The following is a 23,139-nucleotide window of genomic DNA, read 5'->3' as shown; positions in this document are numbered from 1 at the left end:
CGAAGCATTCGGATAGAAAATCTCCGGTTTCACCGATAGGTTATTGCCCGAATGCTTCGCCCCTACAGGACGCGGGCCGATGAAGATGCAAGGTTTTGAACCACGATTCTCTCAAAATCTTGCACCTGTTTCGCTCGTAAAGCCCCAAAACCCTTACTTTGCATACATTTCACATTTATTCACCAAGCCCTAAATAGCTGAAAATTTGTCAAAACGTGCTGCTTTGCCTACCGCGTAAGCGATTAAACGTGGCAAAAATAAAAAATTAGATTGGGAGAATGAATCAGCCCTGTCCTGCTCCAGTTATAGTAGGTTGATTCATGAATCAACCTACCTGCTCCCTAGGAAGGAGATTTAGCGATCGACTGACCCCATAATAATATCAATACTGCCTAAAATCGCCATAATATCGGCAACTTTTACCCCTTTGAGGATATGAGGCAGAATTTGAAGATTATTAAAATCAGCAGCCCGAATTTTCCAACGCCAAGGGAAAACATCATCATTACCGACGATAAAGATACCTAATTCCCCTTTACCGCTTTCCAAACGCACATAATGTTCACCTTTAGGGATTTTGAAAGTGGGGGCGACTTTTTTGGCGATATATTGATAGTCAAAATCATTCCAAGCTGATTTTTTCCCTTCTGCCATCCGTTTTGCTTCCAGATTTTCGTAGGGACCACCGGGTAAACCTTTCAGTGCTTGCCGGATAATTTTCACCGATTCGCGCATTTCCCGAATCCGCACCAGATAACGAGCAAAACAATCGCCGGCGGTTTCCCAATGCACTTCCCAGTCAAAATCGTCGTAACACTCGTAATGGTCAACTTTTCTTAAATCCCATTTCACCCCAGAAGCGCGTAACATCGGACCGGATAAACCCCAGTTAATCGCTTCGTCTCTGGTAATGCAGCCTATCCCTTCAATACGACGGCGGAAAATCGGGTTATTAGTGATTAATTTCTCGTATTCGTCCACTTTGGGGTCAAAATAGTCACAGAAATCCTCGCACTTATCCACCCATCCGTAGGGTAAATCCACCGCCACGCCACCAATACGGAAATAATTATTATTAATTAACCGCATTCCCGTGGCAGCTTCCCAGAGGTCATAAATCATCTCCCGTTCCCGGAAAATGTAGAAAAAGGGAGTTTGTGCGCCTACATCCGCCATAAAGGGGCCTAACCAGAGTAAATGGTTAGCGATGCGGTTGAGTTCCAACATAATCACCCGGATATATTGCGCTCGTTTGGGAACGGCGATATCGGCTAATTTTTCGGGAGCATTGACTGTAATCGCCTCGTTAAACATCCCTGCGGCGTAATCCCAACGACTAACGTAGGGAACGTACATGACATTGGTGCGATTTTCGGCAATTTTTTCCATGCCCCGATGAAGATAACCGATTACGGGTTCACAGTCAATCACGTCTTCCCCGTCAAGGGTGACGATTAAGCGCAAAACTCCGTGCATCGAAGGGTGATGGGGTCCCATGTTTAAAACCATGGGTTCTGTTCTCGTTTCAATTTTTGCCATAGGGCTACCGATGATCCCGAAAATCTTTTTAAAGTTATTATAAGTAAACGCTTCGACAATACACAAGGACTATCGGGTATCAGTAATCAGTAATCAGTAATCAGTGATCAGTGATCAGTAATCAGTAGTCAGGAGATTATTTTTATTTATACTTCCCACTTCCCCACACTCCACACCCTAAACCCTACACCCCCACTTCCCCGCTCGATCGAGTACAATAGAGTGTTCAGCAAAAGCGATCAGCTATTAGCTTTGATTAGTCCTTCGGTAAGAATATAAACCAGAGAAAAGAGCCATTAAGAGCGGCAATCAGCTAAAAAAGCTCAAAAACTGAATTTTAGGCTGAAGGCTGACGGTAGCTTGCTGAAAGCTGAATCCCGTTGATAATTTTTTTTACTTGAATCACCGTGGTTATCCAAATCGACTCAACTCAAAACTACGAAACTAAAACCCAAGAGATCGCTAGACAACTTTTAGCCGAAACTCGGGAAAAAAAAGGTCTTTGGTCTGCTTTACAGGATCAAATGCGTTGGGATGATAAATTACTCGATTGGGCAATGTCTAACCCCAATTTACGAGTACAATTATTCCGTTTTATTGATTGTTTACCCGCTTTACGCAGTAATGCCGAGATCGCTAATCATCTGCAACAATACCTCGGTGATGCTTCCGTAGAACTGCCCAGTGCGCTGAAAAGTATCCTCAACTTTAGTGATCCTAACTCCCTACCCGCTCAAACGGCCGCCAGTCTGATCGCTAAATCTGTAGAAACCTTAGCTCGTAAGTATATCGCCGGGGAAGACCTAGAGCAAATTACTCGCACTGTCACCCGTCTGCGGAAGGAAAAAATGGCTTTTACCATAGATCTCCTCGGTGAAGCGGTAATTACTGAAGCGGAAACCCAAGTTTATCTACAAAGTTATCTGGATTTAATCACCCATTTGGCTCAAGAAGCAACCAAATGGAATAAAGTTAGCCAAATTGATGAAGCGGACGGCGACTTATTACCACAAGTGCAGGTTTCTGTCAAGCTAACTGCCTTTTATTCTCAGTTTGATCCCATAGATCCGATTGGCAGTAAAGAAAAAGTTTGCGATCGCATTCGCCTACTATTGCGACGCGCTCAGGAGTTAGGGGTAGCAGTCCATTTTGATATGGAACAGTACGTTTATAAAAACCTCACCCTGGCTATCCTGAAAGAATTACTCCTAGAAGAAGAATTTCGCAGTCGTACCGATATTGGTATCACCCTACAGGCATATTTAAGAGATTCTGCCCAAGATTTACAAGATTTAATTAATTGGGCTAAAAAGCGCGGTTATCCCCTGACTGTCCGGCTAGTCAAAGGCGCTTACTGGGATCAGGAAACAATTAAATGTCGCCAAAATCACTGGCCACAGCCGGTATATAACGAAAAATCAGCCACTGATGCCAATTATGAACGGATGACGCGGTTATTATTGGAAAATCATCAATATTTATACGCTGCTATCGGTAGTCATAACGTGCGATCGCAAGCCCTAGCCTGTGCGATCGCAGAAAGTTTAGAAATTCCCCGTCGTCGCTTTGAAATGCAGGTATTGTACGGCATGGGCGACCAATTAGCCAAAGCCTTAGTGAAGCGGGGTCATCGGGTGCGGGTTTATTCCCCCTACGGAAAACTTTTACCCGGTATGGCCTATCTAATCCGCCGTTTATTAGAAAATACTGCTAATAGTTCTTTCCTACGGCAAAATTTGGAGGATCGTCCCGTGGAAGATTTAATCGCAGCCCCCCGGGTTTTAGGCAATGATAACCCGATTATCCCCGGTTTTCCTAATGCCCCCGATACAGATTATGCCAACGAGCAACTACGAAATAAAGCCAATCAAGCCCTTACTTTTGTCAAAAATTCCCTCGGTAAGACCTATTTACCCCTAATTAATGGCGAATACGTCACCACCAATGTTCAAATCAATTCCGTTAATCCCTGTAACCCGCAGGAAATAGTGGGAAAAGTGGGCTTAATTGAGGTGGAACAGGCAGAAAAAGCGATAATAGCGGCGAAACAGGCTTTTCCCGCTTGGAAACGCACTCCAGTGGCTAAAAGAGCCGAAATACTGCGAAAAGCAGCAGATTTGATGGAAGCGCGACGACACGAGTTATCGGCCTGGATTTGTTTGGAAGTGGGCAAAGTTATCCAACAGGCGGATCCAGAAGTGTCAGAAGCGATCGATTTTTGCCGTTATTACGCCTCCGAGATGGAAAGACTGGATTTAGGGCATAATTTCGACGTGGCAGGCGAAAATAATCGTTATTCCTACCAACCCCGGGGTATTGCTTTAGTGATTTCTCCCTGGAATTTCCCCCTAGCGATCGCAGTTGGGATGACAGTGGCAGCTTTAGTAGCAGGTAACTGCACGCTATTGAAACCTGCCGAGACTTCTTCGGTGATTACGGCGAAATTTGCCGAGATTCTCCTAGAAGCGGGTATTCCTGCTGGAGTCTTCCAATATATCCCGGGTAAAGGTTCCCAGGTGGGGGCGCATTTAGTTAGCCATCCCGATGTTCACCTAATCGCCTTCACCGGTTCACGAGAAGTGGGCTGTCGCATCTATACAGATGCCTCTATCGTGCAAAAGGGTCAAAAACACCTAAAACGAGTTATCGCCGAAATGGGCGGCAAAAATGCCCTAATTGTCGATGAGAGTGCCGATTTAGATCAGGCCGTTGTCGGTGCGGTTAAGTCCGCTTTTGGCTACACCGGCCAGAAATGTTCAGCCTGTTCGCGGATAATCGTTCTGGAAAGCGTCTATGATAGCTTTGTTGATCGCTTTGTCGAGGCTACCGGGTCCCTCAATATCGGGCCGACGGATTTACCGAGTACGGAAGTAGGACCGGTTATCGACGAGAAAGCTCAAGCAAGAATTCGGGAATACATCGAAACTGGCAAAAAAGAGGCAGAATTGGCTCTAGAAATGCCAATTCCAGAGGTGGGTTACTTCGTCAGTCCCACCGTCTTTAAAAATGTTCCCCCCGATGCGGTAATAGCGATGGAGGAAATTTTCGGTCCAGTGGTGGCAATTATCAAAGTGAGTAATTTTGAGGAAGCTTTAGCTGTAGCTAACGGAACCGACTATGCTTTAACTGGTGGCTTATATTCTCGCACTCCTGCCCATATTAACCGAGCTATGCAGGAATTTGAAGTGGGAAACCTCTATATTAACCGGGGAATCACCGGTGCGATTGTCTCCCGTCAACCCTTCGGGGGTTTCAAGATGTCGGGGGTAGGTTCCAAAGCAGGAGGTCCAGATTATCTGCTGCAATTCCTCGAACCTCGTCACATCAGCGAGAATATTCAACGTCAGGGATTTGCACCGATTGAAGGGGCCGATTAAGCGATATAGCTAAAATTGGTTATTATTGGGGGTTTATACCCCCAAATCTGGTTCATTTATTGGCTAAGACCCATCTTAACCCCCTATCCTTAGATTAGCTCTCTTATTCTTTGTGTGATCAGTTTAAATTATATAGGAGCGATCGATCTCTGTGTCCTTTGTGTCTGGAGTGGTTCCTTCCACTCACTCACCAAACCCAATAGAACCGTTGTCTTTCTTACCCGATTTCTTGGCTGTCAACCTACTGCTATATACTTAAGTTTACAATTGCGTCGGCCTATCAAGAAAAGACTATGACGATTGAAACTGTTGCCACAAAACCCTTTAGTGACCAGAAACCGGGGACTTCTGGATTGCGAAAATCCGTTCCCGTTTTTCAACAACCCCATTATCTGGAAAATTTTATTCAAGCTATCTTCAATACTTTAGACGGTATCGAGGGTCAAACCCTAGTTGTCGGTGGAGATGGTCGTTATTATAACCGTCAAGCTATTCAAACTATCCTGAAAATCGCCGCCGCTAACGGTATCGGTAGAATACTCGTGGGAACCGATGGTATTGTCTCCACTCCCGCTATTTCTGGGTTAATTCGCGAAAATAACGCTTTTGGCGGTATTGTTCTCTCTGCTAGTCATAACCCCGGCGGTCCAGAGGGCGATTTTGGCATTAAGTACAATATTACTAACGGCGGACCAGCCCCGGAAAATATCACCGATGCAATTTATGCCGAGACTAAGGTGATTAGCAGTTATAACATCCTCTTAGGGGCCGATATTAATCTCGATCGCCCCGGTTCCTTTAAACTGGGAACTATGGATGTGGAAGTGATCGATGCGGTTACTCCCTACGTCAAAATGATGGAAAAGATTTTTGATTTCGATCGCATTCAGGCCCTACTCACTTCTGGTAAGTTTAAAATGTGCATGGATTCTCTCCATGCGGTGACGGGTCCCTACGCTTATGCCATATTTGAACAGCGTTTAGGCGCGCCCAAGGGTACAGTATTAAATGGTATTCCCTTAGAGGACTTTGGTGGGGGTCATCCCGACCCTAACCTAGTCTATGCCCATGATCTGGTAGAAATTCTCTTTGGTCAAGAGGCTCCGGATTTTGGGGCTGCTTCCGATGGAGATGGCGATCGCAATATGATCCTCGGTCGGAATTTTTTTGTCACCCCCAGTGATAGTTTAGCTGTACTGACTGCCAACGCTCATCTAGTACCGGGCTATCAAAATGGTATCACGGGAGTGGCGCGATCGATGCCCACCAGTGCGGCGGCCGATCGCGTAGCGGCTAAACTGGGAATTGACTGTTATGAAACTCCCACCGGTTGGAAATTCTTCGGTAATTTGTTAGATGCGGGGAAAGCAACCCTTTGCGGTGAGGAAAGTTTCGGCACGGGTTCCAATCATATTCGCGAAAAAGATGGTTTATGGGCGGTTCTTTTCTGGTTAAATATTTTGGCAGTTAAAGGGGAATCTGTAGAGGAAATTGTTCGCAGTCATTGGCAAGAATTTGGTCGTAATTTCTATTCTCGTCATGATTATGAAGAAGTCGCCTTAGAACCGGCTAAAGAGATGATGGCACGTCTCCAGAAGCTGGTTTTAGACCTTAAGGGTAAACAATTTGGTAACTATGAAGTGGAATATGCCGATGATTTTAGCTATACGGATCCCGTGGATGGTAGTGTGAGTAAAAATCAAGGTATTCGCATTGGTTTTACCGATGGTTCTCGGATTATTTATCGTCTATCCGGTACGGGAACTAAAGGAGCAACTCTCCGGGTTTATCTAGAAAGTTATGAACCGGACGCAAGTAAACACGATATCGACACCCAAAAAGCCCTACAGCCGTTAATTGATTTAGCTGAAGAAATCGGTCAAATTCGTCAATCTACCGGACGGGAACAACCCACAGTTATTACCTAAAATATAGGGAGAAGCTATCAGTTTTTATCGGGGAATTTTTTGACCTGCTCATCACTGATAGCTACTCCTTAATTACTTTCAGTAATTGCCTTGTGGTACAATTTCTGAATTCCCGTCACTAATTTATCTAAAATCGATCGATGGCTATCGTGAGTCGGATCAAAACTCTGCACTTTGGTTAATAATTTCGCTTCCTGTATATCCACGTCGTCATCGCTATAGATTAAAGTGCTAATCGATGTTAGTAGATCTTGATAGATTTCTGGACTAGGATTATCGCCTAAATAGGACTCTAACCATCGATAACATTCACTGGTTTTAACCGGTTTTAGTTCCGATAATAGTGGTTTTATCTCCGGATCATCATCAAGTTTTTCCCTCACAGCTACCTGTCTTAAATAGCTTCTTTCTGATGGTTGAATTACACCATCAATCCAAGCAACACCGATGAGAATTTTCAGTAATTGTTTATTTTTCATCTCACACTTCCTTGACTAACTTAGCCATAAAAAAACCGTCTTGATTATGCCGATGGGGTAACACTTCGATCGCTCCCGTTTCTGTATAGTATTCTGAGACGCATGAATTAGAGTCAGGAGTGGCCATTTTCCAATCGGGATGAGCGGCTAAAAACTGCTCGATCACTCTTTCATTTTCTAACGGATTTAAAGTACAAGTGGCATAAACTAAGATTCCCTTCGGTTTTACCCAAGTGGCAGCCGAGGCTAAAAGTTCCCCCTGTCGTTTGGCTAGTACAGGTAAATTTTCTGGTGTTTGTCGCCAACGTATATCAGGACGCTTGTGCAGGGTTCCCAATCCTGAACAGGGAGCATCGATTAGTACACGATCGGCGATGCCGCACCACTGGGGACGATCGCGACTATCCCCTAGATGTATTTCGATCGCTTTTAAGTCTAATCTTTTAATATTGGCTTCTAACTGTCGTAAACGGGATGCCGTTTGATCACAGGCTAATATTCTACCCTGATCGCCCATTAATTCGGCAATATGAGTGGTTTTTCCCCCTGGTGCCGCACAAGCGTCGATAATTGTCTCTCCGGGCTGGGGATCGAGTAGATAAGTGACTAATTGGGCGCTAATATCCTGTAGGGTGTAATTTCCGGCTCGAAATCCCTCTAAACGCTCAATATTGCCTAAACCAGAGGTTAAACGGCAAGCTAGAGGTAATTTAAGATGATGAAAAGTTATATTGGCTGATTCTAACTCATTTTCTAGGGCTTCTCGGCTAGTTTTCAGGGGATTAATCCGAATATCGAGGTCAGGAGAGCGATTAAACCATTGACACAGTTGTTCCGTTTCCGTAACACTAAAGCGATCTAACCACAATTGCACCAACCAATCGGGGAAACTGTGGAGAATACCCAATCTAGAAGCGGTATTTTCCGGTAAAAGTAAAGGATCGTCGCCATTAGCAGTTAAACGGAGATATTGCCGCAGCATTCCGTTAACCACCGCCGCTAATTTGCCTAAATGACTGATTTTAGTTAATTCTACCGCCGTATTCACCGCCGCTGATGGGGGAATCTGGGAGAGATAGCGCAGTTGATAAAGACCAATATGGAGAATTCGCCGTAAATCTGGGGGTTGCTGGGCCGCGGTTTTTTTCCCCAGGCGATCGAGCAGCGCATCCAAAGTTCTTTGTCGGCGGATTATACCATAAACAATCTCCGTTGTCAAGGCTTTGTCAAGACAATTTAAGGAACTAGCGGACAAATGGCGATCAAGAGCGCGATCGGGATAAGCGGAGGAGCGATCGATATCGCGTAAAATCAGCAAAGCCAGCTGACGAGCATTATTCATGCCGTTTCCAGACGATTGCGGAGGAATTGGCGTAATATAGTCAGCGCCGGAATGGGGATTTCGTGACCCATATTTAACTCGTGATATTCGACGTTAACCCCCAAACCAAGCAGTAAATCTCTGGCTTGACGAGCGGCAGCGATAGGAACGACGGGATCCTGCTTACCATGAACAATTAAGACATTTTGTGGACCTTGGGGATGGGGTTCACCGTGCAGATAACCACTCAGGGAACCCAATCCCGCCAAGGGTAAGGATAAACCCACATCCAGGGTCATCGCTCCTCCTTGGGAAAAACCGGTCAAAAAAGTCCGCTCTAGGGGAATGCCGGTAGTTGCTTCTAGGGAAATAATCCAATCGTGCAACTGTTGACGACTAGCGACTAAACCTTGATGATCGGAGGTTTCTAGCGCATACCAGGCGCGTCCCCCCGGCACTTGCGGATGATCAAAGGGAGCATTAGGAAACAAAAATTGACAATCAGCCAGATCCAGCATCGATGCAAGGGGGGCCAGATCCATGGCATCGGCACCCCAACCGTGCAGCATGATCACTAGATAGCGAGCGGGATTTTCCGGGGAAGGGGGAATGACAATCGGGTTAAAAGACAGAGTTTTTTCCTCGCAATTCTTTTTTCTCTCTATTCTATAGCGATTTTCCCCGGAGTAAGATGGCTGTGGGGGAGTCTTTTCAGTCAACAGTAATCAGTGAAAAGAAAACCTTGCTCCTTGCCTCATGGCTCTCTTAGGTTTGGTGGGTAAAATGTATTCTAAGATACAGTCCTGCTGGCGAGGGAGTGGAGCGAACCACAAAGACACAAAGGACACAAAGATCGATCGATCATATTGTAAGTTAAACTTATCACACAGAACCTAGAAGAGCCAAATTCTCAGTAACATGGCTGAAAGAGAAAGTTTTAAACTGGAAGGTTTAGCAGTATCAAAGGTCAGTAAATTAAGCTGTTCTGTACCCTGAATCAACCCCAGAATAAATTTTTGATCATCGAGTTGGCTTGGTTCACCGTCAGTGTAATCTTTGAGCAGTTTTTGCACTTTCTTTGTTTCTTTAGCTTGGCTCAATTTATTTAGGGTATTTTTAACCATTTTTCGGTTAACGTTGGCGGGAAAAGCTGACATAGTTTGGATGCGCTTTTGAATCCTACTTAGTCGTTCTGAATTGAGTTGGATATTTTCTAAAATAGCAGTTTCTTCTAGGTCTTGGCTTAATTTTTGTTTAACTTGAACCAGTTGTTCATAAAGCTGCTGGGCTAGGTTAATGATTGGTTTCGCGGGAACAATCTGGCTGGCTTGAGGGGTTTTAAAAGCTGTGGCGATTGCTACTCCTAAACCATCATTTTCTCTGCTTAGATCGTTCCAATAAATTAGTTGATTTTGTTCGGGAATTGGTTGACCATTAGGGTCAAAGTAATCGAGAGTTAAAGCGACTACACTGGTGGGTAATTCCGAGGTGGTAAATTGACCGATAGTTAGAGGATTGGGCTGATATTTTTCTCCTAATCTTTCGTAGAGCTTCCGCAATTCTTCACTATGCAAAAGCTCGTTTTGACTGTAGAGGTTGCGGCTAGTTTCTTGTTTTTGATAGGTTTGTTCTTGAAAACTTTCTTGTTCGAGTTGTCGGGCTTTAATTAGATTGTGGATGAAGTCAATATAACCGGGGAGAATTTGATCGTCAAAGTAGGTATCTCCATAAACGGAAGCGCCCAACTCCTCTACATTACTGATATGGGGAATTTTGTCATCTTTGGCCAGTTCCCCAATTAGTTTCTTATTCAGGTTAGCTAGTCGGCCCGCTTGTCTGAGTAGCTGACTTTCACTGTTGGCGTAATAGATGTAAATATATTGGCAAGGATGGGATTTGGGGCGATCGATTCTGCCGATGCGCTGTTCCAAGACCATGGGATTCCAGGGGAGGTCAATGTTAATTAGATAGTCGGCATCTTGCAGGTTTTGACCGACGGAGAGGGTTTCTGAACCGATGAGGACGGCTATTTCCTGTTCTAGTAAAGGGCGTTCGTTCGGGTTTTTACAAGTGGCTTCGGGGGCAAATAAACGGAATAATTGTTGGCGCTGGAGTCCGGTTTGCTGGTTGTTTCCTCTGAGGGCGTTGTTTGGCGCAATCTTAATCGATTTTTCATCGGTGTAGTAAAGTTTGTGACTGCCCATTGCCATGCCAATTCCTTTGGAGACAATGACCTGATTTTGGCTCATGTAGCGGTAGTAATCAATGACGGTATCGGAGAAAGTAGAAATTAGTAAAACTTTGTGACCATCAGCAACTAATTCCATGACTTTCCGGCTAACTTGCTGTCGTTTGTGGTCGGTGACAAATTCATTGGCTAAGAGGACTGAAATCTGCTGTAGTTGCTCTAAATCACTATGACAGTCAGCGAGAATGCGGTTATAGATATTTTTAGCTTCTAGGGGATTATTTTTCAGTTTATCGGTGGCTAGGTCAATAGAGCGGCGTAACTGTTGACGTTTTTCCCCTTTGTTGCTGTCAGTTTCTTCTTCATCTTCTTCCTCTTCCCAATAATCCTCATCCCCATTTTCTTCTATCCCCAACCAGTCGGTTTCTCTTCCTGTTTTTTCAGCTTGAAATTTGTAATGTTGTAAGAGAAATTGTTTTAACCCTTCGGCATCCGGGGTGACTTGTTCGAGTTGCTGTTGGAGTAAGGGAATGCGATCGCTAAAGTTTTTAATGGTTCGTCGTAGAGCATACATACTAGACTCTGCCCGTTGTAAAAACATCCGGCGCTGGTTTTTCAGTAAAGAACGCTGTTCCACTGTGCTGGTTAAGTAACGGATCGGGTCGGCAAAGGGAATAAACAGATTATCTTCAAACTGACTGAAGATCCGTTCTAATGCTTGTTCGGTTTCTGGTTCAAATTGGACGGGCAGCCATTGGGCAAGGCGTTGGGCATAGAGTTGTAAGTCTGGGGTGGCTTCTCTCAACATCTTGCGGGTACGCTGTAAGAAGAGTTCTCGATAGGTGCGCCGGAAAATATTGGTGGTATCGGTAAAGTTTTCTATTCCTATTTCTCGGCTGGCAAACCATTGTTTGACTTCGGGGGGAAAGCCCAATTCTTGGAAGCCTTCGGGACGGGTGAGAAAGGGAGAAAGGATGTTATAGATGTCTTCGCGGCGGTTGTTCCAAGGGGTTGCCGTCAGGAGCAGGTAATATCTTTGTCTTTCAATCTGGCGATCGTGTTCTTTAATTTGCAGGCAGGTTTTATGGATGCGGTTGTTATAGTTACGGATGCCTTCATGAGCTTCATCAATGATGACTAAATCTGCCGCACCCCCATGGCGGGTAAATTCATCATAAAAGCGATCGCCGCCACGACTCATTAGGTTTTTATTGTAGAGTTCGTAGTGTTTCTTGGCGAGCAATCCTAATTCTGCCATTTCTCTCTCCCAGTTCGGGTGGAGTTTTTTGGCAGCAATAATGGCAATTTTAGTTTGAGGATTTTCTTCTAGGTAGAGTTTTGTTACCGCAGCAGCAAGGCGGGTTTTTCCTAAGCCTACCGCATCGGCACAAACCACTACGCCAAAGTTCTGCATGACTCTCAAACAATGTTGTGCGCCGGATTTTTGATGTTCAAACAGGATGTCTTGATTAACCAGTCGATCTAAAATGTTACTGGATTGAATGTTGAGCAGGTGGGGGCGTTGTTGGGCTAACCAGTAGAGAAAATCATCGGGGGTTCCCTGTTTTCCCTGTAGGATTAGTTCAATCGCTTGTTTAAATCCAGCTATTTCTTCCCATTCAGGTAAGGTTATTTCTTGTTTAATAGTTGGGGCTTGAGTTGGCGTAATCTGATAAGTTCCCTGTTTCTCTTTGACTCTAAAAGTTTTTAAAGAAGTGGAGGGATGTTCGGGATCAACGGTGACAGTTCCTGTTAGGAGATGGGGTTGTTTTTCCTCTATTTCTACTGCGATTAAGGGATTATCGGGAATCTCAATTTCTTCAATTTTGTCTAGGTTTTTACCCTTAATTTTAATATTTGTAGTTGCGCCTGCGGGAAATTCTTGAGGACTAATTGTCTCTATTTGAGGTTGAATTTGTTGTTGTCGGCGCTGTTTTTCTGCTAAGACTTGTTGCAAAAATTCTTGAGTTAAATCAAAGCTTAATTCTGGCTCTTGCCATTCTTGGTCAAATTCGATTATTGACTGTTGAATTGTCTCTAAATCTAAGGAGTCTGAGTAATATAAAAAGGTGATACTCTCGGCGTTACTACTATGAGCAGCACCAGTGAAGTTATCTGAGCCTTCATGTAAAATAGAGTTACCTAAACTATCGGTTAAAATCCCTGTTTTTTTATGATAAATACCTCTAGTTTCTTGCATTTTAACAAGTTTGATGGTAAGGATTCCCAACCTAACTAATTCCGCTAGAATAGTGGTACTGCTAAAGGTTTTATCAGCTAGTCCTTGTAAACATTCGGTTAAAGTTCGGGTAATATATTGTTGACGATATTCGGGGTTGTGGAGTTTTTCTAATTCTTGAACATCTCGTTTATTGGTGAAGCCTTGCCAGTCCATTAAGAGTTTAATCTGACCTTCATTTAAGACTAAATTAAAAAGAGGTTCTTCATAAAGTTTGAGAACTCCACTATTAAAGTAGGCGGTACTTCTTCTATAGATTTTAGTACGTTCTAAATAGGCAGCAATAAATTGATTGTATTTGTCTAGCTGTTCGGGTAAATTAAATCTACGTCTTTTTTTATGTTCTATTTCGATAAATGTTCCACGAATTAAGCTTTCTTCTTTGCTGGCATTTTCGAGGTTTAAGAATTGTTCAATAATGGTTAATTTACTGGTGCGGAGTAAGGCAATGCTGGGGATATTTCCCTCTCGTTTAGGGGTATATTCAAAGATGTGAGCGGTGTTGAGTTCAATGCGGAACAGCTTATGAGTAGAATGTTTTTGTAGGCCCAAGAAACTCACTATATTTCGCAAGAGGTTCTCCGCATCTCGATGTTTAAAAACTAGCCAATAGTTATTATTGACACCTTTGATGTAATCCCCTTCGGGGTGGTAGTAGGGGCGTTGTTGTTTTATCAAGTCTTGGATTACGGTTTCGAGCATAAATCTTGCTGGCTATATTTACTTGATGGAAAAACTAGGTATAGCAGCATCGATTAACTGCATTAATTTGATGGTTTCGGCTAGGGCCACTACTATCTTATGATAGTGCAATATGTCCTCATCTGACAAGGTGCGTCCCTGGCGGTCTTTTAACCATTTCTGACAGACTTGATAACCGCCAATATAGTAGTAGTGAACATGATGCAGTAACCAGTCATAATTGCTGTCGCGGGTGCAGTAGAGGTGTCTGTGGTAGATTTGGGTCATGGGGATATCAAGAAACTACTTAAAAAGTAAATTTGGTTGGTTACGGACTCAGGCTTATAAGCAGAGATGAATGTCATTAAACCCCGCAAGCATTGACTAATTGAGTACTGCTGTTGAGGAATAATCAAAATTCCCTTATGAGTTTCGTTAGTCTCAATAAATTGAATATGTAATTGCACAAAATCAGCAACATTGGCTGTGCAAATAACACGGTTTTGAGACGCTGCCCATTTTAATTGTTCCTCATCACTCAAACCCTCTCGACCCTCTGTTAAGACAGTCGTTACATCGACACCTCGATTAGCTAAAGCTTGAACTAACGAGTGCGACATCATATCTTCATCCAGATATAGCCTCAGTTGGGTCATGAATGAGAACCTGGCGGCTGTGAATAAAGTTGACTATATCGCTGATAATCTGTCTGGTCTTGAGCCAAAAGTTGTTCAATTTCTTCTCGATTGGCATGATAATAAGCTAGGGCGGCATAAATTTTTGCCAGTTCTATATGGGGATATTCATTTTGAATCGCTTCAGCATTAAGTCCTTGTTTCCATAGCGTTGCAATACGCCCAACTGTGATTCGCGTCCCGGCAATGCGAGGCCGATTACCACAAGTTTCAGGGCTACTAATAATTAAAGTTCCAATATCGATAACAGTAGCAGTCATAATCTAATCATCTCCTTTATCTTATGATAGTGCAGTATGTTCTCATCTGATAGGGTGCGTCCCTAGCGGTTTTATTCATTTTTGGCTTTGGCGTTTTTGTCGAACATAATTATGGAAATCATCAATTGTTAACTGATCTAACCACTGATGGCACTCTTTGGTATAATCACCACTACCGCTATCATATTGATGAATAAAGCGCATAGCATCCACAATACCTAAAGCATCAACTAAAGCCTTAAATCCCTTTCTTTGTAATTCAATCGCTGTCATTTTCATCTCTTCTTAAAGTAAAAGTTCAAATGTTTGATTATTTAGCCAACGATAAACAGTAAAATCTCGCCTATCTGTGGTTAATATTCTGTTCTCTTGAATTGTTTCAGCTAATACTACTAAAGAAGCATCAGCTAAGTCCATTGGCAAATTCAAATATTTTATCATTAATTCTAGCATTCGTTCTAAATGAATATTTTCTAGATGAAAAATTTTAATACTCCCTTGAGTTAATTGACGTATAAATTTGAATTGAGCATCATTTCCGCATCTTTCCCAAAGAAGATAACTGGTTTCTACCACCACTGGATAAGTGGTAATTAATGGCTCTTTTAATGTGACAAGTTTTTGTTTGGCTTTGGCATGAAAATTATCGTTTTTATTCCCTAAAGCAACAAAAAAACCTGTATCAGCAATAATCATAATTACCCAATATCTTTTCTGGACAAAATACCTTGGGCGATTTCCTCTGATTTTGCCGCTAAATCTGGTTCATCAGCAAAACAACCAATAAAATCACTATTTCTTAAGTCTGCTAAAGGATCCTCATTGTCTAAACCATCTTTTGCTGGAATATTCAGAGTTTTTTTTGTTGTGATAAAAGAGGTAATCTGATTTAATAAATTGTCGATCAGAGTTAATTCTTCTGTGTTTAGTAGGTCAAGTTTTTCGTTTATTTTTTGCTTAATTTCGATATTATTCATGATAATTTTTCCTTAATTACTCAATAGGAAAACCCGGAATCGCAGCATCGATTAACTGCATTAATTTGATGGTTTCGGCTAGGGCTACTACTATCTTATGATAGTGCAGTATATCCTCGTCTGATAGGGTGCGTCCTTTTCTGTCTTTTAACCATTTCTGACAAACTTGATAACCGCCAATATAGAAGTTCCAAACTGCTTCAGGTACTCCTCTAAAACAGTCTCCTTGTTTGTTAATGTGGACTTCTCCTTTGCTATATTTGGGATGTCCTGCCGCTACAATTCTATCGCTTTTACTCACAAAAGATAGATCCCCCCAACCCCCCTTAATAAGGGGGGCTTCCACTCCCCCCCTTTTTGAAGAGGGGGCTAAGGGAGGATCAAGTTTAGGAGATGTCATCAGGTGAAGCTGTACCAGTTGTTCTCCGTATTCTGCGAGTTGACGGAATAGGTTATCGTTGCTGGTGAGGGGTACTCTGGGAAAGTCTATCTTGAGAAATTCGGCGTAACGGCTGCGATAGGTGGGAGAATGAAAGACGGCGTAGATGTAGTAAAAGATTGTTTCTGGTGTGGGTAAGTAACCGAGTTTTGTTTCTAGGGTTTTGAGGAAGTCTGGGGAGAAGTTGGGACGTTTTTCTTGTTGGAGTTCTTGAGCTTTATCGGAGTCGGGGTAGAGGTAGAGGGGAAAAATTACCCCCCCTTCTTTTGTTCTAACAGAGATAATATGTTGATCGGTAAGATTATCAGTTACATATATATGCTCAAATGGTAATGAAGCTAACTGACGAACAGTTACTAATGCTATATTCTTTTTCTGATCTAAATGTTGCATAATACGACGATTTAAACGAGCAACAAACTTTTCGTGATAAAAAATAAATCTATTATCAAACGGTCTAAAACACTCGGATTTAATATATTTAACTATTTGATTAACATCTACAGATTTTCTTGCCATATTTGTGTTCCACATATCGTTATCAACAAGTCTTAAATTAAATTCTTGTGCAGACTGATTGTCCGTTTTCTCTGGATCAAGAAAACTGGCGATTTGTTTTTTTACTGAATTAATAGAGTAATTAATTACTAATTTATCTCTTTTAGTAAGACATCCTAAAGAATATTCATTCATAAACTCTGTTAGTTTAAATCCTTGTTCATATTCACCAAATAAATCAGTATTTTGAGGAATCAACAAATAAAAAGGAGATTGAGGGTTAACCTCATGAAAATTAGTAGAGTTAACCGTATTTTCTTTTAATATTTGATATTTATCTTCTCTTAAACCGTATAAATGAGCGTGATAGATTTTAGCCATGATTAAACCTCCTCTTTTTATAAACGTTTAACTATATAACAATCAAATACCTGATCATAACTAATAACAGGAACATTTTCGGCTATTGCTTGAGCAATAATCATCCGGTCAAAAGGATCTTGATGCTGAAAAGGTAATTGAGCTACTTGTTCAAAATGTAGTAAATTAAGAGGCAAAATCTGAAAATCATTTATCTGAATTTGTGACTCAATAAATTCTCGAAAAGGCGAATCAAAAGTTAATTTTCTTAGACTATATTTGATAGCCATTTCCCAAATACTAGCTTGACTAAGATAAACCAGATTTTCTCTTTCATTAATCATAATTTTATGGTTATCTCGCAATTGTTTATTATTAGTGACATACCAAAGAAATACATGAGTATCTATTAAAACTTTGAGCATAATTACATATAATCCGCAAAATCAGTTAAAGGAGCATCAAAATCATCGGCTATCCAAACTTTTCCCGCAGCACTTCCGGGTTGACGCGGTGGTTTCTTGGCTAACTTGACAGGACTTAATTTAATTACAGGTTGATTATTTTCTGTAATAATAATTTCTTCACCTTTCAGGACAGCTTCCAATAAATCATTAAATTGATTTTTTGCTTGTTTTAATTCAACTGTATTCATTAGTGTACCCCACTGATAAACAATACAAACATTAGTTTAACCGAAAGGCTTTATACTTGCCTACGCTATGCTGAAAATTCAAACAATAACATTCTAGCTTATCTCCTAGTATAGCTCCTTCAGGGTTCGGTAGCTTCATGGTGTCATTAAGCTTTTTACCATTATACCAATACTAACCCCCTGCTGAATATCAAAGACATTTTCATCTTTACTACCATCAGGACAAATTTCTTTTTTCTTACTGTTACCATGTAAATCATAAATAAAAATCTCATCAAAAGTGTTAATTAACTGTTGTTTCGTGCCTCGAAAAGTAGGATTATCTAAAAAGCCATGATTATTATTAACTCCTCCATTTGGGGTAAAGCTAAAGTTAACTGCTGCTTTTCTTCCCTTAACTTAATATCCTCTAGAGTGTTAATTAAATAAACCCCCAACCGCTAATTAAGATATCATCACAATATAGCTTTAAACTACGAGACATAAATAGCCTCCTCTTTGATAGAGTTAATAACTTGGGTTTTTAACATTTTTTTTGTTACTAAATCTACAGACAAACCCAAATTATCTTCTAAAAAAAACTTCCATATATTTATCAAAGGTAACTTTTCTTTGAAATTCTACTAATAAATCTAAATCACTTGTTGCTTTTGCTTCATCTCTAGCAAAAGGTTCATATTTTTACTCCATTATATTAGAACATATTTGGGTTCTACCGAACTTGTCATGCAAAAATAACACTAAAAAGAAACTGCTTGTTTTTTCGTTATCCCCATGGACACCAACTCAATTTGAGATTCAGACACTTCTACCGTATTTAGAGGAATTAACCCCTCTAAACTATAACCATCTTCTCCTTCAGGATTGGGATAATGTTCAACAATAGTACCCAAATCACCCTGACTTAAACCATACTCAGGTAAATCTTCAATTAAACGAACTTGGGTAAATAAACTAAATTTCATGCTCTAACCTCCTTCAAACGGAAATAAAGTAACAAATTTTGTTTCAGTAGGTGTAACCATCCAAATGGTTTTGACTGAGAGAATCTTATTATTAACTCCTCTTAAATTACCAATAATTTCATATTTTTGACCATATTTAGTTTTAGTGGTAGGAGTTGCTTCTAAAGTAAGGATTTGCTCTCTTAAATCTTTTTCTAATTGTACCCAATTATCTTGATTATAACCAGCTTGAGCTAAATATTGTGATTTATCATCTTTAGGCAATAACACTAAAAGATAATCTTTCAATTTAGCTGGAGAAATAACCGTCTTAGGATCAAGCAAAGCCATGAGTTAACTTACATCCATGCTTTTTACCATTATACCAATACTAACCCCCTGCTGAATATCAAAAACATTTTCATCTTTACTACCGTCTAAAGCGGTTTCTTTTTTCTTACTGTTACCATGTAAATCATAAATAAAAATCTCATCAAAAGTATTAATTAACTGTTGTCTCATGCCTCGAAAAGTAGGATTATCTAAAAAACCATGATTATTAATAAAAGCTAAAATTCCCTTTTGACTTTTATCAATTCGCCACTGTGCAAACCTGATAAATTTAACATAATCATCCTGTAACCATTTCGTATTTTTCTCACCTAAACCCTTGCCATCAATAAAGTAATAATCATTAACTAAATTTTTGATCCACTCATTATTATTTTCCGAATGACCAGAATAGGGAGGATTGCCAATAACAACCATAATCGGTTCATTTTTCTTAATCCGAGAACCTGCTTTTGCTTCCTCTGCTATTAACTCCTCCATTTGGGGTAAAGCTAAAGTTAACTGCTGCTTTTCTTCCCTTAACTTAATATCCTCTAAAGTATTAATCAGATAAACCCCTAACCGCTTGCCACTCGCAAACTGATAACCCGTCTCTTCCAGAAATAACCCCAACTTTAGATGACAAATTGCATAGGGAGCCATCAACAACTCAAAGCCAAAAATCCGAGGTAATAACCTTTCCGAAACATACCCCGACCAAGACTTATCCGCTAACCCTGCCGTCAACGCGACTGGGTTCTCCTCAAACCGCTTATGAATCAACTGAAATACCCATAATAAAAACGTCCCCGTCCCACAAGCAGGGTCAAGAATCATCACCTCTGAGTCCGCAATTCCCAACGGTTTATTAAACTTATCCTTAATCAACTCATCAACGGAACGCACTATATAAGACACCACAGGTTCAGGAGTATAATAAACCCCCCTTTTCTCCCGCATTTGAGGCTTATAAGCCGCTAAAAAGTCCTCATAAAAGCGAATAACAATATCCTCGCGGTTCATCTTATTGCGAAAATCCGTTAAGATTGCCTCCATTTTTGCCGCTCTGAGGATGCCAAACGCCTCACCGATACTATCAATTAACTCATCCCCCAACTCCGCCGCCGGACGCTGGGAAACATCTTTAAATAACTACCTTAAAAAAGGGTTAGTTTCTGGTAATTCTTGCCAAGTATGGTAGCGATTAAAATCTCGTTTCGGATTCTTGACATAACTAAATACCCGCGCCGTAAACAAACCATAAGCAATAGTTTGAGCGTAAATATCACTAAAACTATAATCTTTCTGATCCTCAGAATTTAGCTTGAGATTGGGCAATAACTCTTTCCGAAAACTCTCTAATAATTTATGTAAATAACCCCCTTGATTTTCCTGACTATAAACATCAGGTATCGCCCGTTCAATGCGTTGGGTAACTGCGGCTAATTCGTGGGCTAACTCCTGAGCAGTTTCAGCAGGTTTATAGAAAATCCAATCAACTTGCGGGATTAAATTAAGAGCTTTTTCAAGAATTTTATCTGCTAATTCATCCCAATGTAACCGTGCTAACCTCGCCCTTAAATCCTCATCCTCAAAGGCAAAAGTTTGAATCCCCCGCTGCCGTAATCCCCCCTCAGTGGGTAAGATAAAAGCTACTCTAGCTTGATTTTTAATTCCCCCTAACTCCTCTTCAAAAGGGAAAAATGGGAAAAGTAAATACATGACAGGTTGATCCTCAGCAATTCTGTCAATATAGTGACCATAGATTTCCTGTTGCTGTGGCTCTGAAGTGAGAAACTGCTTAATTTCTTGGTCTGTTCCTCGATTTAATTCCTGATAAAAACCAACAGCAATAGGACAAGTTTCTGCGGCATCTTCTGGGTTGCCCCCCGGACGCAAATACCAAAACCTTGACCCTTGGGAGTCCCTTTCTAGTACGGGATAGTTAAGGATCGTTCGCAGAGATTCGGCTCTAGCGGACTCATCGCCAGTAACAATAGTTTTTAGTTGGGCGGCAGTGATAGGCATAAGACAATTATCCTATAAAATGACAATATTAAGTAGCTGGTTATAATTAAATTAAAAATGGATTTTAGGTTCGATCCCCCCTTAATCCCCCCTTAATAAGGGGGGTGCCGATCCCCCCTTAATCCCCCCTTAATAAGGGGGGCATCTGATAGTTTTTAACGCCTACCTACTTAATTAATATATCCATTGCTCACCGTCAAGCGGAAACTAGACAGAATGATCTGGCTATTATCACCCAACCCAGCCTTTAGCTGGTGAAAATGCGGGCTAATTGGCAGTTTTTCGGCAAAAAAGTTATCTAGACCTGTTAACAGGCAATTTATCCCTGCAATGAGCTACAATTATCGGTTAAACGTGGTTAATAGCGAGCAGATGCGTCGCATTGAAGGGGCGATTTTTGCCTCCGGTATGCCTGTGGCCGCTTTGATGGAAAAGGCAGCCCTGTTAACGGCACAACAGTTTAAAAAGTCCTATTCTTTGGCTAATTTCCCCAAAATCGGCGTTATCGTTGGCCCTGGTCACAATGGCGGCGACGCTCTCGTGATTGCTAGAGAATTACATCTCGCTGGTTATCAAGTATCTCTTTTTTGTCCGATCGCCAAACTCAAGGATTTAACAGCACAACAGGCTAATTATGTCAAGCATTTAGGCTTAATTTTTCAGAAAACTTTAGAATCTTTGGAGGATTGTCAGTTAATTATCGATGGTCTTTTCGGTTTTGGTTTAGAAAGGACTTTATCGGGAGAGATTGCCGAATTAGTCGATAAAATTAATAGTTGGCAAAAACCGGTAATTAGTATCGATATTGCTTCAGGAATTCACACCGACACCGGAGAGGTTTTAGGCACGGCAATTAAAGCCACTCATACCTTTTGTTTGGGACTCTGGAAGCGAGCTTTTTTCCAAGATTTGGCCTTACCCTATCTGGGTAAAGTGGAGTTAATTGATATAGGAATTAGTCCCCTTGACCTAGAAACAATTTTACAAGATTCACCGCCAATTCTGAGGGTTAATCCCGATCTAATTCGCCCTTATTTACCTTTACCCCGTCCTCTCCTTACCCATAAATATCAGCAGGGACATTTATTAATTATCTGTGGTTCTCGTCGTTATGCGGGGGGGGCAATTCTCACCGGATTAGGAGCGCGAGGTAGTGGTGTGGGAATGCTTTCTATTGCTGTTCCTGCTGCCCTTAAATCTTTATTAATTAGTCATTTACCAGAAGCATTAATTATCGATTGTCCCGAAACTGCCACGGGAGCTATTGCCGAACTTCCCCTAGAATTAAATAATTATCATGTCCTCGCCTGTGGTCCTGGATTAACTACAGAAAATCCCGCTATTATCGAACAGGTTTTAGATAGTGATAAACCGATTATACTCGATGCCGATGCTTTAAATATTTTGGCTCAATTGGGTATAGAAAAATTATCATCTCGCCAGAATAAGACAATTTTAACGCCTCATTGGGGAGAATTTAAACGCTTATTTCCTAACTTCTCAGGTTCTCAGGACAGGATTAATATCACTCAAGAAGCATCTCAACAAAGTGGTGCAATTGTCTTATTAAAAGGAGCCAGAACTATAATCGCCTCCCCGGAAGGTAAAATGTATTTAATTCCCGAAAGTACCTCCGCTTTAGCGCGAGGTGGTAGTGGTGATGTTTTAACAGGATTAATCGGCGGATTCTTAACCCAAATGCCAGATAAACCCTCGGAAGCAACCGCATTAGCGGCTTATTTACACGCTCAAGCCGGCATTTTAGCAGCCAAAGAAAGGACAGAATTAGGAGTAGATGGAGTAACTTTAGCTAATTATTTATTTGCTGCCCTTAAAGATTCGATCCCCCCTGCCCCCCTTGATAAGGGGGGTGCCGATAGGCGGGGGGATCAGAATTGATGATTTTTACTGTATCTAACATTCAAATATCTTTCATAATACCCACCTAAGAAACGCAGAAATAAGTAGCGTTCTATCTTTGTGTCCTTTGTGTCTCTGTGGTTCGTTCCATTCACTCGCCAGCAGGACTATATCTTAGAATACATAATATCCACCAAACCTAGGGACTTCCAAAAAATAAACTATTCATTCTCAAGAATAATAATCATTCTCGGAGTGTGGGAGGTAGGGATCGATGGTTGCCCCCTCCTTCCAATTTTGTAGTAGAATTAATCCTGTACATTATTAATCAAGTTTTTCTT

The 23,139-nt window shown here is 41.4% G+C and carries 21 protein-coding genes and 1 pseudogene; 3 read left to right on the top strand and 19 right to left on the bottom strand.

Annotation, left to right across the window (positions count from 1 at the left end):
• Window positions 1-354 precede the first annotated feature (354 nt).
• Window positions 355-1,539 (bottom strand): NAD(P)H-quinone oxidoreductase subunit H, encoded by a 1,185-nt coding sequence (locus O9323_RS17165; RefSeq protein WP_002754423.1) that lies wholly within the window; start codon window positions 1,537-1,539, stop codon window positions 355-357.
• 407 nt (window positions 1,540-1,946) lie between these two features.
• Here O9323_RS17165 and pruA point away from each other — a divergent pair, with 407 nt between their 5' ends.
• On the top strand, window positions 1,947-4,916 hold the full coding sequence (gene pruA, locus O9323_RS17160; RefSeq protein ID WP_288125464.1) for an L-glutamate gamma-semialdehyde dehydrogenase: 2,970 nt from the start codon (window positions 1,947-1,949) through the stop codon (window positions 4,914-4,916).
• A 293-nt stretch (window positions 4,917-5,209) separates the two neighbouring features.
• Window positions 5,210-6,844, top strand: a complete 1,635-nt coding sequence (locus O9323_RS17155) for an alpha-D-glucose phosphate-specific phosphoglucomutase (RefSeq protein WP_288125463.1) — start codon at window positions 5,210-5,212, stop codon at window positions 6,842-6,844.
• 68 nt (window positions 6,845-6,912) lie between these two features.
• Here the strand turns inward: O9323_RS17155 and O9323_RS17150 are convergent, their stop codons facing one another.
• The 18 genes and pseudogenes from O9323_RS17150 to O9323_RS17070 all read right to left on the bottom strand — a co-directional run bounded on the left by O9323_RS17150 (window position 6,913) and on the right by O9323_RS17070 (window position 20,938).
• Complete coding sequence (locus O9323_RS17150) at window positions 6,913-7,323, bottom strand: tellurite resistance TerB family protein (RefSeq protein ID WP_002754429.1); 411 nt, start codon at window positions 7,321-7,323, stop codon at window positions 6,913-6,915.
• Between the two features lies 1 nt (window position 7,324).
• Window positions 7,325-8,665, bottom strand: coding sequence for a 16S rRNA (cytosine(967)-C(5))-methyltransferase (locus O9323_RS17145; protein WP_288125462.1), 1,341 nt, complete (start codon window positions 8,663-8,665; stop codon window positions 7,325-7,327).
• Window positions 8,662-9,255 (bottom strand): alpha/beta hydrolase, encoded by a 594-nt coding sequence (locus O9323_RS17140; protein ID WP_306766099.1) that lies wholly within the window; start codon window positions 9,253-9,255, stop codon window positions 8,662-8,664. Before O9323_RS17140 ends, O9323_RS17145 begins: the two co-directional genes overlap by 4 nt.
• A gap of 282 nt (window positions 9,256-9,537) precedes the next feature.
• The gene (locus O9323_RS17135) at window positions 9,538-13,773 is read right to left on the bottom strand and encodes a helicase-related protein (RefSeq protein ID WP_149107389.1); all 4,236 of its coding nucleotides are present in this window, start codon (window positions 13,771-13,773) and stop codon (window positions 9,538-9,540) included.
• Between the two features lie 18 nt (window positions 13,774-13,791).
• The gene (locus O9323_RS17130) at window positions 13,792-14,040 is read right to left on the bottom strand and encodes a type ISP restriction/modification enzyme (RefSeq protein ID WP_002754437.1); all 249 of its coding nucleotides are present in this window, start codon (window positions 14,038-14,040) and stop codon (window positions 13,792-13,794) included.
• Entirely contained in the window at window positions 14,037-14,408 is a 372-nt protein-coding gene (locus O9323_RS17125; protein ID WP_002754443.1) for a DUF5615 family PIN-like protein, read from the bottom strand. Before O9323_RS17125 ends, O9323_RS17130 begins: the two co-directional genes overlap by 4 nt.
• Entirely contained in the window at window positions 14,405-14,707 is a 303-nt protein-coding gene (locus tag O9323_RS17120; RefSeq protein WP_002754445.1) for a DUF433 domain-containing protein, read from the bottom strand. The genes O9323_RS17125 and O9323_RS17120 overlap by 4 nt, the downstream gene beginning before the upstream one ends.
• A gap of 75 nt (window positions 14,708-14,782) precedes the next feature.
• Complete coding sequence (locus O9323_RS17115) at window positions 14,783-14,986, bottom strand: hypothetical protein (RefSeq protein WP_002754447.1); 204 nt, start codon at window positions 14,984-14,986, stop codon at window positions 14,783-14,785.
• 6 nt (window positions 14,987-14,992) lie between these two features.
• Window positions 14,993-15,403, bottom strand: coding sequence for a type II toxin-antitoxin system VapC family toxin (locus tag O9323_RS17110; protein WP_002737382.1), 411 nt, complete (start codon window positions 15,401-15,403; stop codon window positions 14,993-14,995).
• A gap of 2 nt (window positions 15,404-15,405) precedes the next feature.
• Window positions 15,406-15,684 carry a hypothetical protein gene (locus O9323_RS17105; protein WP_002736884.1) on the bottom strand — a complete coding sequence of 93 codons (279 nt, stop codon included), beginning with the start codon at window positions 15,682-15,684 and terminating at the stop codon, window positions 15,406-15,408.
• Between the two features lie 16 nt (window positions 15,685-15,700).
• Window positions 15,701-17,002 (bottom strand): type ISP restriction/modification enzyme, encoded by a 1,302-nt coding sequence (locus O9323_RS17100; RefSeq protein WP_130757332.1) that lies wholly within the window; start codon window positions 17,000-17,002, stop codon window positions 15,701-15,703.
• Window positions 17,003-17,019: 17 nt separating this feature from the next.
• Window positions 17,020-17,406, bottom strand: coding sequence for a type II toxin-antitoxin system VapC family toxin (locus tag O9323_RS17095; RefSeq protein WP_002754453.1), 387 nt, complete (start codon window positions 17,404-17,406; stop codon window positions 17,020-17,022).
• Window positions 17,407-17,408: 2 nt separating this feature from the next.
• Window positions 17,409-17,636 (bottom strand): type II toxin-antitoxin system Phd/YefM family antitoxin, encoded by a 228-nt coding sequence (locus O9323_RS17090; protein ID WP_002742618.1) that lies wholly within the window; start codon window positions 17,634-17,636, stop codon window positions 17,409-17,411.
• A gap of 135 nt (window positions 17,637-17,771) precedes the next feature.
• Window positions 17,772-18,076: pseudogene (locus O9323_RS22935) on the bottom strand (N-6 DNA methylase); the annotation flags it as partial.
• A 300-nt stretch (window positions 18,077-18,376) separates the two neighbouring features.
• A complete protein-coding gene (locus O9323_RS17085) occupies window positions 18,377-18,601 on the bottom strand; it encodes a DUF4926 domain-containing protein (protein WP_002735184.1) in 225 nt (74 codons plus the stop codon).
• Window positions 18,602-18,604: 3 nt separating this feature from the next.
• Entirely contained in the window at window positions 18,605-18,931 is a 327-nt protein-coding gene (locus O9323_RS17080; RefSeq protein WP_002749521.1) for a DUF6883 domain-containing protein, read from the bottom strand.
• A gap of 3 nt (window positions 18,932-18,934) precedes the next feature.
• Window positions 18,935-19,966: an N-6 DNA methylase gene (locus O9323_RS17075; protein ID WP_288125461.1), complete on the bottom strand. Its 1,032-nt coding sequence runs from the start codon at window positions 19,964-19,966 to the stop codon at window positions 18,935-18,937.
• A gap of 96 nt (window positions 19,967-20,062) precedes the next feature.
• Window positions 20,063-20,938, bottom strand: coding sequence for a hypothetical protein (locus O9323_RS17070; RefSeq protein WP_288125460.1), 876 nt, complete (start codon window positions 20,936-20,938; stop codon window positions 20,063-20,065).
• Window positions 20,939-21,268: 330 nt separating this feature from the next.
• Here O9323_RS17070 and O9323_RS17065 point away from each other — a divergent pair, with 330 nt between their 5' ends.
• Window positions 21,269-22,837, top strand: a complete 1,569-nt coding sequence (locus O9323_RS17065; protein WP_272096298.1) for an NAD(P)H-hydrate dehydratase — start codon at window positions 21,269-21,271, stop codon at window positions 22,835-22,837.
• The last annotated feature ends 302 nt before the right edge of the window (window positions 22,838-23,139 follow it).

Source organism: Microcystis sp. LE19-131.1A (assembly GCF_027532015.1).
Classification (GTDB): Bacteria; Cyanobacteriota; Cyanobacteriia; order Cyanobacteriales; family Microcystaceae; genus Microcystis; species Microcystis ichthyoblabe_A.
This window is presented reverse-complemented; position numbering and strand designations above follow the sequence as displayed.